At 61.2% G+C, this 12,889-nt stretch carries 9 protein-coding genes; 6 read left to right on the top strand and 3 right to left on the bottom strand.

What is annotated here, in order from left to right; translation table 11 throughout:
• On the bottom strand, positions 1-894 hold the full coding sequence (locus HYR72_22875) for a hypothetical protein (protein MBI1817830.1): 894 nt from the start codon (positions 892-894) through the stop codon (positions 1-3).
• Between the two features lie 137 nt (positions 895-1,031).
• On the opposite strand from HYR72_22875, the gene HYR72_22880 reads away from it, so the two are divergent.
• Entirely contained in the window at positions 1,032-2,273 is a 1,242-nt protein-coding gene (locus HYR72_22880; GenBank protein MBI1817831.1) for an aminotransferase class III-fold pyridoxal phosphate-dependent enzyme, read from the top strand.
• Positions 2,274-2,287: 14 nt separating this feature from the next.
• Positions 2,288-3,472, top strand: a complete 1,185-nt coding sequence (locus HYR72_22885) for an acyl-CoA dehydrogenase family protein (GenBank protein ID MBI1817832.1) — start codon at positions 2,288-2,290, stop codon at positions 3,470-3,472.
• Positions 3,473-3,482: 10 nt separating this feature from the next.
• Here the strand turns inward: HYR72_22885 and HYR72_22890 are convergent, their stop codons facing one another.
• Both HYR72_22890 and HYR72_22895 read right to left on the bottom strand, forming a co-directional pair.
• The gene (locus HYR72_22890; protein MBI1817833.1) at positions 3,483-4,346 is read right to left on the bottom strand and encodes an MBL fold metallo-hydrolase; all 864 of its coding nucleotides are present in this window, start codon (positions 4,344-4,346) and stop codon (positions 3,483-3,485) included.
• A 3-nt stretch (positions 4,347-4,349) separates the two neighbouring features.
• Positions 4,350-4,631 carry a hypothetical protein gene (locus HYR72_22895; protein ID MBI1817834.1) on the bottom strand — a complete coding sequence of 94 codons (282 nt, stop codon included), beginning with the start codon at positions 4,629-4,631 and terminating at the stop codon, positions 4,350-4,352.
• A gap of 403 nt (positions 4,632-5,034) precedes the next feature.
• Here HYR72_22895 and dnaA point away from each other — a divergent pair, with 403 nt between their 5' ends.
• From dnaA to gyrA, 4 genes are all read left to right on the top strand, one after another.
• A complete protein-coding gene (dnaA, locus tag HYR72_22900; GenBank protein ID MBI1817835.1) occupies positions 5,035-6,369 on the top strand; it encodes a chromosomal replication initiator protein DnaA in 1,335 nt (444 codons plus the stop codon).
• A gap of 212 nt (positions 6,370-6,581) precedes the next feature.
• Positions 6,582-7,694 carry a DNA polymerase III subunit beta gene (gene dnaN / locus HYR72_22905; GenBank protein MBI1817836.1) on the top strand — a complete coding sequence of 371 codons (1,113 nt, stop codon included), beginning with the start codon at positions 6,582-6,584 and terminating at the stop codon, positions 7,692-7,694.
• Between the two features lie 197 nt (positions 7,695-7,891).
• Positions 7,892-10,330 (top strand): DNA topoisomerase (ATP-hydrolyzing) subunit B, encoded by a 2,439-nt coding sequence (gyrB, locus tag HYR72_22910; GenBank protein ID MBI1817837.1) that lies wholly within the window; start codon positions 7,892-7,894, stop codon positions 10,328-10,330.
• An 82-nt stretch (positions 10,331-10,412) separates the two neighbouring features.
• On the top strand, positions 10,413-12,887 hold the full coding sequence (gene gyrA, locus HYR72_22915; GenBank protein ID MBI1817838.1) for a DNA gyrase subunit A: 2,475 nt from the start codon (positions 10,413-10,415) through the stop codon (positions 12,885-12,887).
• The last annotated feature ends 2 nt before the right edge of the window (positions 12,888-12,889 follow it).

A 12,889-nucleotide genomic window follows, 5' to 3' on the forward strand; every position in this document is an offset into this window, starting at 1 on the left:
TCACCGATGTGGTTGTCCCTCCGAGGTCGCCACCCCACGGTTCTTCGTCTCCCAGCCACGTATGAGGGCGCGGGTCCGCCGAGCGCGCTGGTGATAGTCGATCTGTTGCTCGAGCGCGCCAAGCCAGCCGATCTCCGGCGGCGCCATCAGCGAACCCTCCCGAGAACGGACGGTGAAGACACCATGGTGCAAATCACCGCGAAGGATGAGTTGGCGCAGGTCGGTCGGTGTCGGCTCGTCGTGCAAGAGCACGGTGCTCGGTCCGTCCGCTGCCCCTACCAACGCCGCAGTCGCCAGCGCGTGAACCTCGATCACTTCCGGTTGCGGATCGGGTGCGGCGATCGGTGTGATGCTCGGAAAGCCATCGGCGTCGAGCGTGATCAGTGTAGCGTGGTTGTTGCCTGGCACGTCGTGCCAATTGCGCGGCGTGAACTCCATGAACACACGCCCGAAGTACCACGAAAACAGCCACCGGTGCAGCGGGATGCGAACGAGATCGCGGGCTGGTGGATACTTGCGCAGCTCTTGGTCGAGAAAGCGCGTGACAAACTCATCGCCGGAGATGTCCGCGTGCACCGTCGCATCGCCCGTGATCAGCACCCCACTGGCCAACAGCGCGACACGGCCATCTCGGCGAACGTGCACGGCCTTCTGAATGTACGCCAGCGTTGACGTGATCGCGATCGTGTCGCCGTCGCGATACGGCGTCACCGGCCACGCCATCGGCCGCCCGCGCTGGTCGCGGAACGCGAAGATCGCCACGGTCGCGTCGTCGACGGCGCGCCGGGCTGACTGGATCGGCTGCTTGGCAGCAGGGGCCGCAGCGGCTCCCAGCACACTCCAAAGCAGCAGCGACGCCACCGTCACCACCGGGGTTTTCCGCTCGCGTCTCATCGGGTTGTCCCTATAGATCGTCGCCATGAGTCGCGCCATCGACGAGTTGTGCGTCGACTTGCTGCACCGATCTACACTCGCGACCTTGACGCCAGCGCCCCGGCGTGAATACCATTCGCCCACCGAGGAGGATTGCCATGAGTCATCGCAGTTTCGCTCGCACACAGGAACTGTTTGAACGCGCCGCCCGAGTGGTCCCGGGCGGAATTTATGGACACCAGAGCCCGGTGATGTTAGTGCCCGGGGCGTATCCGTATTTCTTCGAGCGGGGCGACGGTTCGCACGTGTGGGACGTCGATGGCAACGAGTACATCGACTACATGTGCTCGTACGGCCCGATCGTGCTCGGACACAATCACCCGAAGGTTGAAGAGGCGGCGGCGGCACAGCGCCGCAAGGGCAATTGCTTCAACGGACCGACGGAGCTGTGGGTCGAGCTGGCGGAGTACCTCGTGGGCCTGACGCCGTTCGCCGATTGGGCAGCGTTTGGAAAAAATGGCTCCGACGTGTGCACGTGGGCGATCGAGCTGGCGCGTGAGTACACGCAGCGACCGAAAATCGTCAAGGCCGACGGCGCCTACCACGGCACGCACGCGTGGTGCACGCCATTGCCCGGCGGCACCACGCCGGCCGACACCGAAAACGTCGTCACGTTCAGGTACAACGACCTCGCCGATCTACGCCGCGCCGTTGACGAGCACGCCGGACAAGTTGCGGGCATCATCGTCTCGCCGTTCCGCCATGAGGCGTTCCACGATCAGGAACTCCCGGTGGAGGGCTTCCTCCAGGGCATCCGCACGCTGTGCAACGAGAAGAAGATCGTGTTCATCCTCGACGATGTGCGTGCCGGCTTCCGCCTTCACCTTGGCGGCTCGGGCGAGGTGTTCGGCGTGCAGCCGGACCTCGCGTGTTACTGCAAGGCGATCGCCAACGGTTATGCGCTGTCGGCGTGTGTGGGGCGGAACGCGCTTCGACCGGCGGCTGAATCGGTGTTCTTCACCGGTTCCTATTTCACGTCCGCCGTCCCAATGGCCGCGGCGCTCGCGTGTCTCAAGGAGCTGAAGGCCAGTGGCGGCATCGAGCAGATGCAGCGGACGGGTTCATTGTTGCGCCGTGGCCTCGAAGAACAATCGCGTTCACACGGCACCGGCATCACCTATTCGGGGCCGGCGGCAATTCCGTTCATGAGTTTCGTCGCCGACGAAGGTGGGTTCGAGCGCAACCGCCGCTTCTGTACCGAGTGCATCCAGCGCGGCGTGTATTTCCATCCGGTGCACAACTGGTTTCTCTCCACGGCGCACAGCGAGGCCGATATTCGCCGGACACTCGCGGCAACCGACGAAGTCTTCAAAATTGTGAAGAGCGAGTTTGGAAACTAGAGAGGACCGTTTAGATGGACCTTTCGTACACACCCGAGCAGGAAGCCACGCGCCACACCGTGCGCCGGTGGTTGAAGGCGAATCTTCCACCGCGCGAGCGGACGGAGGAGTCACTCGAATACGGCGACCTGGCCCGCACCATCAATGCCAAGGCGTGGCAGCGCAAGCTCTACGCCGCCGGCTATGTCGCCATGGGCTGGCCGAAGGAGTCCGGCGGTCAGGGCGCCGACGTCATGACCCAGACCATCATCAACGAAGAGCTGGTAATGGCCCGGGCACCTGGTCTCATCGGCATGATGGGCGTGCAGATGGTCGGCCCGACGTTGATGAAATGGGGGACGGAAGAACAGCAGCGGCGCTATCTTCCGAAGATCCTCACGGCCGACGAAATCTGGTGCCAGGGCTACTCCGAACCCGGCTCGGGTTCAGACCTCGCGTCGCTGAAGACCCGCGCCGAGCTGGTTGGTGATGAGTTCATCATCAACGGCCAGAAGGTGTGGACTTCGTCCGCGCAGATCGCCAACTGGATGTTCTGCCTGGTACGCACCGATTCCACGGCACCCAAGCATCGTGGCATTTCGTACGTGCTCATCGACATGAAGACGCCGGGCATCACGGTGCGGCCGTTGATCCAGATGACGGGCGATGCCGGCTTCAACGAGGTCTTCTTCGAAGAGGTGCGCGTCCCGCGCAAGAATCTCGTCGGCGAACTCAATCAGGGCTGGCAGGTGGCGAACTCAACGCTGGCGCACGAACGCAACATGCTGGGCTCGACCACGCGCTCGCAGCAGATGTTCAACGGTGTGCTGCGCCTGGCGCAATCGCGCCGGCGCTCCGGGCGGCGCGCGGTGGACGACCCGGTCATCCGACAACGTTTGGCCGACTTAGCAATTCGGGTCGAGTCGATGAAGCTGCATTCGCACCGCCAACTCACGGATGCGATGAAGGGACGCGCTCCAGGAATCGCGGCGTCGGTGAACAAGCTGGTGAGCACCGAGTTGAACCACGACATGGCGTCGCTGGCGTTGGATCTCCTAGGCTCGTACGGCCCGTTGGCCCGCGCGGCTGCGCGCGTGGTCGATCGTGGCATCTGGCCATGGGAGTTTATGTTCACTCTCGGCATGATCATCGGCGGCGGCACGTCGCAGATTCAAAAGAACATCATCAGCGAACGTGGGCTCGGGATGCCGCGCCAGTAATCTCGCGCGGTCACTCCGGGCAAGCAAAGACACGGCTCTCGCCGTGTTCCAAAATCGCGACGCGATCCGTCAGGCCGCTGGTCTCTGCAAGTGTGCACAGCCAGCGCGGCGGTTCCTCGATCGGCTCATACGAGACTGCGAACGTGCCCCAATGAATCGGGACAAGATGGCGAGCGCGCAGATCGACGAACGCTTGCAGGGCATCTTCCGGATTCATGTGAACGCGGCGGAACGCCGCTGGACTGTATGCGCCGATGGGGAGTAGCGCCACGTCGATCGCGTAGTGCTGGCCGTAGTCGGCGAATCCGGGGAAGTAGGCTGTATCGCCGGGGAAAAAAACGGTGCCGTCAGCGCTCTCAATCAGAAATCCTGTGTAGCCGCGGTTGTCCGGCACCAGCGCACGGGTTCCCCAATGCCGCACGGGGAGGGCAGTAATGGTGACGCCGTGATGTACAACGTGCTCGCCCCATTGCAACTCGACGATGTCGCGATGCCCGCATGGCTTGAGGAGGTCGGCCAGGTTCTTCGCGCAGACCACCAGCGCCCCTTTGGGCAGCTGCTGGTGCGTTGGCACGTCCAAGTGATCCATGTGGCCGTGCGACACCAGCACCACGTCCAACGGTGGCAGGTCGGCCATCGCGATGCCAGGCTCGACGAGCCGCTTCGGGAGAATCAGCCGCGACGAGTAAACCGGATCGGTGAGCAGATTCACGCCCCCGAGCTGGATCAGCGTGGTCGCGTGCCCCACATACGTGACCGCAATCTCCCTGGCACGCGGCGTTGGCACTCGGCCGTGCCGACGCACAGGCGCGGCCGGTAGAACATACGACCGAGCGAGTTGCCACAGCAGCTCGCCGGGCGAGCGGTTCGACATCGGTTAGCGCCTCAGAATCAAAAACGCTTCGCGCAGCCGCCCTACGAGATCCTGCATCGATGGAAGACGTTGGCCCTCGCTGACAATGTGGAACACCTCGGCGTCCCCCGCTTCACCGCGCGACGCCTCACTGTCCTGCACGGCACTGAGAATGTCGTGAATGAGTCGTGGGATCTCTCGTTGGGGGATAACCAGGTCACCACGGCCGAGCGTACCGCTCCAGTTGGACGCGAACGGCCGTAGCACCGCGACAATCCGCTCGGTGGCAGTGCGTTCCTCGGCCATGGCGAAACTCCTTCCCGTGCATTCCTCAGAACGCGGGGCACCCCGCGATCGCTGAAGATAGCACGGGCCGTTTGCGGGTGGAAATTTGTTCTCGCACGAGTCACCAGGCACGAACGGATGTAGCCACTAGCGCCCCCCCTGCTGCCCGCCTCATTCAACCTCAAGAATTTCCTTGCGCCCCCAAATGAAACGGGATAAATGCCTCATCACCAGAGGTCATTCGACCGAAGGGAACGCTTCCTTGCGTCGCATGCCAGAAGATCGTTTCAGAGAGCGGCGACAGCTTTCAAGTGTACGGCTATGAAGCGAATGTGAACAGGCCGGGAGAGAATTCTGCAAGAGGCTGGTTTAACGATGGTTTTGGCGATACTCACAGCTGTTGATAATCCTGTTGATGGTGGGCATGGAACAAGCTTGGAAACACGTCCTTGCGACGCTCCGGCGGCGAGTTGATTCGGCGGACTATGACGGCCTAATTGCTCGCCTCCACCCCCTTGCTCAACAAGATCGAAACTTCCTCTTCGAGGCGCCCAATCGACTGGCCATCGCAGTCATCACGCAACGATACGTCGGAGTTATCGAAGAAGTCTTGAGTGCGGAGGTGGGCCGCCCGGTACGGGTGATCCTGCAGCCACCGAATGCGATGCAACAGGAGCTGTTTCCACTTGTCGACCTGCCGCCGGAACCCGAGGCGGTTGTGGTGCCAAAGCGCCCGGCATCGCTGATTCCGAAGTATACGTTTGCGAATTTCGTTGTTGGGGCAAGCAATCAGTTTGCCCACGCTGCGTCAAAAGCCGTAGCCGGTCAGCCCGGCGTACATTACAACCCGCTTTTTATCTACGGCGGAGTGGGTCTCGGAAAAACTCATTTGGTCAACGCGATCGGCTTCGAAATCTTTGAGCGTAGCCAGAACGCGCGAGTGGTCTACTTGTCCTCGGAGTCGTTCATGAACGAGCTGATCGGCGCGTTGCGGCGCGACCGCATGGATGAATTCAAAGGGCGGTTCCGGCGTGTCGATGTCCTGATCCTCGATGACGTGCAGTTCCTCGCTGGCCGCGAGCGTACGCAGGAAGAGTTTTTTCACACCTTTAACTCGCTCTACGAGGGCCACCGGCAAATCGTGCTCACCTCCGACAAATTTCCTAAGGAGATCCCCGATCTCGAGGAACGATTGCGCAACCGTTTCGAGTGGGGTCTGATCGCGGATATTCAACCACCCGATGTGGAGACTCGTGTGGCGATTCTCGAGAAAAAAGCTGAGGTCGAGCACATTGAACTGCCGTCGGATGTCGCCATGTTCCTGGCCTCCAACATCAGCTCAAACGTGCGCGAACTGGAGGGTTCTCTCACGCGTTTGGGGGCTTTTGCGTCGCTCAACAAGTGCGCCATTACCGTGGACTTCGCGCGCGAGGTGTTGCACACCATCCTGCGCGAGCATGACCGGGTTATCACGATCGAGTCGATCCAAAAGGCCATTTGCGAGTTTTACAATCTGCGCCCGAGTGAGCTGCGGTCGAAGAAGCGCACCAAGAACGTCGCTCTGCCACGGCAAGTTGCGATGTACCTTTGTCGGCGCCATACCTCCGCGTCGTTTCCCGTCATCGGCGACCGTTTCGGCGGTCGTGACCATTCGACGGTCATTCATGCCACCAACACCGTTGACCGGCGCATGCGCGAAGATGCATCCTTCCGTGCCACAGTGGAGCGGATCGAGCGACTGATCGAAAATGTAGCGTGACCGTGGGTGTGAATAAGATGCGGATGACGTGGGGACAGATGACCAAGTGCTATGGACACTCGAGGTGTCTGGTCAGTTTCGGTGCCGAGTGCTCCATCCCATCGTTACGCGCCCAGCGAGTGCTGGCGCGCTATCCCCACAATCCACAGCTTCTACTACGACTAGAAGATATCTAAAGATCAGATAAGAAGGAGTGTGGAGGGAACGGCGGTATGGAATTCAGCATCGCACGGGAAGAACTACTTCGCGGACTCTATCTCACGCAGGGAATCGTTGAACGGCGAACGACAATCCCTATCTTGGCCAACGTCTTGATCGAATCGACCGCCGATGGCGTCATCGTTGCCGCAACCGACCAAGAGATTGGCGTTCGCCGTCACTGCGCGGCGAAGGTGAAGAAAAAGGGAGCACTCACCACCGGTGCGCGGAAGCTGTATGAAATTGCGCGCGAGCTACCAGAGGGTGACATCGTGCTGCGCGCACTCGAGAACAACTGGATCGAGGTGTCAGCCGGGCGCTCACGCTTCAAGATGGTGGGGCTCGATCCCAAGGAGTTTCCGGCGATGCCGGCCGCGTCGAAAGATGAGGACAAGCACGCAGCGGTGATTCCGGCCGCGACGTTGATGGAAATGGTCGAGCGGACGCTGTTTGCGGTGTCGACGGACGAAACCCGAGTGAACCTCAGTGGCGTATATGTCGAGCGTGCACAAAAGGACCAATTGCGACTCGTGGCTACCGATGGGCACCGTCTGGCGATGATCACGCGGCCGGTGGAAGGGCTGGTACCGGCTGCTGGTGTGCTGCTTCCACGCAAAGGCATTCAGGAAATCACCAAGATGTTGGAGACCGGAGATGGGCCCCTGGCGATGGCCGTGCATGCCGGGATCGTTCACGTCAGTCGTGGCTCTGCGGAGTTGTCAATGCGGCTCCTCGAAGGAGATTTCCCGGACTACAAGCAAGTAGTTCCTGCCGAGTCTGAGCGCCGAGTCGTGATCAGCACGGCGGCATTTCTTGCAGCGCTGCGGCGCGTGTCCCTGGTATCGAGTGAGCGCACTTGTGGTGTTCGTCTCGATGTCGATGGCTCGCGCATGAACGTCTCGTCCATCAATCCCGATATTGGTGAGGCTAGCGAGGAAATCGAAGTGGAGTACGAAGCGGCGCCGATTACTGTTGGATTCAATGCGCGATACATCATCGATGTTCTACAGGTGCTCGCGTCCGACAGCCGTGTCGAGATGGCGTTCAACGACGAGGTCAGCCCGGCGGTTTTGCGCTCGGAATCCGAAGCCGACTATAGCTGCGTCGTGATGCCCATGCGGCTCTGATCGCGCTCCCCCGAAAGAGTCCGAATCACCCGCGATTTCAACACCCCGCAGTCACCAATTTTCCGACCTAAACAGTTCTCTATCTCGCTGTTTTTCAAGCACAAATTACTTCCATAATAGCTTTACTGCTCAGCCGCTTTCTGGTACGTTCACGCGGCTAAGTCAACGTACGATTTTCAGTGATCGAGGGAGTACCAATGGGGTTGGTGGGCGCGCCGGATTCGAGCGACTACGGGGCGGACAAGATCAAGGTATTGGAAGGTCTTGAAGCGGTCCGCAAGCGCCCGGGAATGTACATCGGTGACACCGCCGAGCGCGGCCTTCACCACCTCGTCTTCGAAGTCGTTGACAACTCCATCGATGAATCGCTTGCTGGTCATTGCGACCACATCTCCGTGGTCCTGCACCTCGACGGCAGCGCGACGATCGAGGACAATGGGCGCGGCATCCCGGTAGAGATCCACCCGACGGAGGGGATCTCTGCCGCCGAAGTCGTGCTGACCAAACTGCATGCGGGCGGCAAGTTCGATCATGGCGCGTACAAAGTGTCGGGAGGTCTCCACGGTGTCGGCGTCTCGGTCGTCAATGCTCTTTCGGAATCGCTCGAGGTCGAGATCAAGCGCGACCGGAAAGTCTACGTTCAGCGTTTTCAACGTGGCGCGCCCGACGCGCCGCTGCGCGAGATCGGCACCACGCCGCAACGCGGAACCAAAGTCACTTTCAAGCCTGACACCCTCATCTTCGAGACCACTACGTTCAGCTTTGATATTCTCTCGCAGCGGCTGCGCGAACTCGCGTTTCTCAACCGCGGCCTGCGCATCAAGATCCTTGATGAACGCGCCACACCGCTGAAGGAACACGAGTTTCACTACGAGGGCGGCATCGAGGAGTTTGTCCGCTACCTCAACCGCGCGCGCACCCCCATCCATCCCAAGGTCATCTGCCTCTTTGGTCAAAAGGACGGTACGGAGATCGAGGTCGCGCTCCAGTGGACCGATGGCTACACCGAGAGCACGTACTCCTTCGCCAACAACATCAACACGATCGAAGGTGGCACCCATGTGATCGGCTTCAAGTCGGCACTGACCCGCACAATCAACCACTACGCGTCCGCCAATGGCCTACTCAAGAAGGAAGAAGAGGCGCTTCAGGGCGACGACGTGCGCGAAGGCCTCACCGCGGTCATCAGCGTGAAGGTGCCCGAGCCGCAGTTCGAAGGCCAAACGAAAACCAAGCTCGGCAATAGCGAAGTGAAAGGCATTGTCGAAGCGCTTCTTAACGAAAAGCTCGGCGAGTTTCTCGAAGAGCAACCCGCCGACGCCAAGAAGATCGCACTCAAGGGGCTCGACGCTGCCCGCGTTCGTGAAGCCACGCGCAAAGCCAAGGAACTCGCGCGCCGCAAGAATGCGCTCGATTCCGGCTCGCTGCCGGGCAAACTCGCCGATTGTCAGGAACGTGATCCGGCGCTATCCGAACTGTTCATCGTCGAGGGCGATTCCGCCGGCGGCTCCGCCAAACAAGGCCGCGACCGTCGAAATCAAGCGATCCTCCCTTTGCGCGGGAAAATCCTCAACGTCGAGAAGGCTCGCTTCGACAAGATGATCTCGTCGCAGGAGATCCGCCTGCTCATCACCGCCCTCGGTGCTGGCATCGGGCGCGAGGACAAGGACTTGGCGAAGCTGCGCTATCACACCATCGTCATCATGACCGATGCCGATGTCGACGGCTCGCACATCCGTACCTTGCTGCTGACGTTCTTCTATCGCCAGTACCAAGAGATGATCGCCAACGGCCACATCTTCATCGCCCAGCCCCCGCTCTACAAGGTGAAGAAGGGCAAGACCGAACGTTACCTGAAGGACGACGCGGCGCTCGATGACTACCTCGTCGACCTCGGCACTGAGCACACCTCCGTGCATCCTACCGGTGATGGACAGGTGCTCACCGGCGTGCCGTTGAAAACCGTGGTGCGCAAGGTGACGCGCCTCGAGCGCATCCTCGATGTCGTCGAACGCCACCACCGTGACCGCACCGTCGTCGTCGCCCTCGCGCGCGACGCCAGCCTGGAAGCCGAAGCGTTCAAAGACGCGGAACTCCTCGGCGCCATTGCGCGTGACGCCGAAGCTTACCTCACCGCAATCGCGCCCCAACTGGATCCCGTCCGCATCCGCGTCGAGCAGCAGCCCAACAGCGACCTGCTCTGCCTCGTGGCACAGGTGCGACTCAACGGCGGCTCGACCAAGACCGTCGTCGATCTCGACTTCGTGCTGTCGCCAGAATTCGAAGAAGTCCGCAAGCTGCTCCAAGAGCTACGCCCCGCGGGCGAGCCACCGTTCACGGTAACCGAGGGCGAGAAGAGCATGCAGGTCTCGTCGCTGCGCGCCGCCGTCGTGCATCTGCTGGCCGAGGCGCGCAAGGGCCTCGACATCCAGCGCTACAAGGGCCTCGGCGAAATGAACCCCGAACAGTTGTGGCAGACTACGATGAATCCCGAGACCCGCACCATGCTCCAAGTCCGCATCGACGATCTACCCGAGGCCGATGTGATCTTCTCGACCCTGATGGGCGACGAAGTCGAACCGCGCCGCAAGTTCATCGAGGACAACGCCCTCAACGTGAAGAATCTCGACATCTGACGCCAGTGGAAAGCCAAAAGGTGAAAGCGCAAAGCGCGATGAGCCGGCTTTCCACTTTCCACCTTCCACTTTGAGCTAAGCCATGGACCCCATCGCCAAGGGCAACCGGATTCCGGTCAACATCGAAGACGAGATGCGGCAGTCCTACATGGACTACGCGATGTCCGTCATCATCGGCCGGGCGTTGCCCGATGCGCGCGACGGACTCAAGCCGGTGCATCACCGCGTGCTCTACGCGATGTACGATCTCGGCAACGACTACAATCGGGCGTACAAGAAATCGGCGCGTGTCGTCGGTGACGTCATCGGCAAATATCACCCGCACGGCGACACCGCGGTCTACGACACGCTGGTGCGCATGGCGCAGGACTTCTCGCTGCGCTACCCCCTGGTCGACGGCCAAGGCAACTTCGGCTCGGTCGATGGCGATGCCCCTGCGGCTATGCGTTACACCGAAGTCCGCATGGCTCGCATCGCCAGCGAGTTGCTCGCCGATCTCGATAAGGACACGGTCGACTTCGTTCCCAACTACGACGAGACATTGCGCGAGCCGGTGGTGATGCCCGCCCGCATCCCCAACCTGCTCATCAATGGCTCCTCCGGTATCGCCGTCGGCATGGCGACCAACATCCCACCGCACAACCTGGGCGAGATCGTCGATGCGTTGATCGCCTTGATCGAGAACCCAGCACTGACCGTCGCCGACTTGATGCAGTATGTTCCCGGTCCCGACTTCCCGACTGCCGGGTTTATCCACGGACGAGCGGCGATTCATGAAGCCTACCACACGGGCAAAGGCATCCTGCAGATGCGCGCCCGCGCGACGACGGAGACCAACAAGAAGACCGGCAAGATCTCAATCATCGTCACCGAGATCCCCTACCAGATCAACAAGGCTCGCTTGATCGAGCGCATGGCCGAGTTGGTGAACGACAAGAAGATCGAGGGGATCTCGGATCTGCGCGACGAGTCCGACCGCGACGGCATGCGCATTGTCATCGAGCTGCGGCGCGACGCGGTCCCCGAGATCGTCCTCAACCAGCTCTACAAACTGACGCCCATGCAGGAATCATTCGGCGTCATCATGCTCGCCATCGTCGACAACCGGCCCAAACTGCTGAACCTCAAGGACGCGTTGCAGGTCTTTATCGGCCATCGCAAGGAGGTCGTAACCCGCCGCACCGCGTTCGAGCTGCGCAAGGCCGAGGCTCGGCTGCACATCCTCGACGGCCTCAAGATCGCGCTCGACAACCTCGATGCGGTGATCCGGCTCATCCGCGCCGCCAAGGACCCGGCCATCGCCAAGAGCGGCCTGATGCAGCAGTTCGGTCTCTCCGAGCTGCAAGCCCAGGCCATCCTCGACATGCGCCTGCAGCGCCTCACCGGGCTCGAGCGCGACAAGATCCTCGAAGAGCGTGCCGAGGTGATCACCGAGATCGCCCGCTATAAGGAAATCCTCGGCGACGAACGCGAGGTCTACAAGATCATCGTCGCCGAGTCGCGCGAGGTGAAGGAGCGCTACGGCGATGCGCGGCGCACCGAGATCGTCGACGAGGCCACCGATATCTCCATCGAGGACATGATCGTCGAAGAGGACATGGTGGTCACCATTTCCCACGATGGCTACATCAAGCGCAACGCCGTCACCGAGTACCGCGCCCAGCGCCGTGGCGGCCGCGGGAAGATCGGCGCGACCACGAAGGATCAGGATTTCGTCGAACACCTCTTTGTCGCCTCGACCCATTCGTACATCTTGTTCTTCACCAACAAGGGCAAGGTGTACTGGACCAAGGTGCATGAGATCCCGCAGGGTGGGCGCACCACTCGGGGCAAGGCGATCGTCAACCTGTTGAACCTGGCCCCCAACGAAAAAATCTCCGCCTTCCTCTCGGTCCGCGAGTTCCAAGAAAATCGCTACGTCATGTTCGCCACCAAACGCGGCACGGTGAAGAAGACCGCGCTGATGGAATACGCCAACCCGCGCCGCGCCGGCATCATCGCCATCGCGCTCGACGACGACGACGAGCTGATTCGTGTGCGTCTCTCGGAAGGCGACCAAGAGATCATCCTGTCGACACGCGAGGGCCAAGCCATCCGCTTCAAAGAGAGCGATGTCCGCCCGATGGGCCGCGGCACCCACGGCGTGCGCGGCATCACGCTCGATGATAACGACGAAGTGGTCGCGATGGACGTGGTGCAACTCGGCGCCACGCTCCTCGCCGTGGCGGAACACGGCTACGGCAAACGCACCGAGATGGACGAGTATCGGCTGACGCGACGCGGCGGCAAAGGCATCATCACGATGAAGACCACCGACAAGACCGGTCCCGTGATCGGCGTCCGCATGGTCACCAACGACGATGACATTATGCTGATCACCGACGGCGGCAAGCTCATTCGCACGCCGGTGCGCGGCATCTCGGTCATCGGCCGCAACACGCAAGGGGTGCGTCTGATCGACCTCACCGAAGGCGAGAAGGTCGTCGGCGTCGCCCGTCTCGCCGAAAAAGAAGAAGACGACATCGCTCAGACCCCGCCGGTTGAACCGGCATCGTGAGA

Source organism: Deltaproteobacteria bacterium, assembly GCA_016178705.1.
In the GTDB taxonomy this organism is placed as follows: domain Bacteria; phylum Desulfobacterota; class Binatia; order HRBIN30; family JACQVA1; genus JACOST01.

Bases quoted from the DNA above. Each gene is read 5' to 3' on its own strand.
- HYR72_22875 (MBI1817830.1), bottom strand. From the start codon at position 894: ATGAGACGCGAGCGGAAAACCCCGGTGGTGACGGTGGCGTCGCTGCTG.
- HYR72_22880 (MBI1817831.1), top strand. From the start codon at position 1,032: ATGAGTCATCGCAGTTTCGCTCGCACACAGGAACTGTTTGAACGCGCC.
- HYR72_22885 (MBI1817832.1), top strand. From the start codon at position 2,288: ATGGACCTTTCGTACACACCCGAGCAGGAAGCCACGCGCCACACCGTG.
- HYR72_22890 (MBI1817833.1), bottom strand. From the start codon at position 4,346: ATGTCGAACCGCTCGCCCGGCGAGCTGCTGTGGCAACTCGCTCGGTCG.
- HYR72_22895 (MBI1817834.1), bottom strand. From the start codon at position 4,631: ATGGCCGAGGAACGCACTGCCACCGAGCGGATTGTCGCGGTGCTACGG.
- dnaA (MBI1817835.1), top strand. From the start codon at position 5,035: ATGGAACAAGCTTGGAAACACGTCCTTGCGACGCTCCGGCGGCGAGTT.
- dnaN (MBI1817836.1), top strand. From the start codon at position 6,582: ATGGAATTCAGCATCGCACGGGAAGAACTACTTCGCGGACTCTATCTC.
- gyrB (MBI1817837.1), top strand. From the start codon at position 7,892: ATGGGGTTGGTGGGCGCGCCGGATTCGAGCGACTACGGGGCGGACAAG.
- gyrA (MBI1817838.1), top strand. From the start codon at position 10,413: ATGGACCCCATCGCCAAGGGCAACCGGATTCCGGTCAACATCGAAGAC.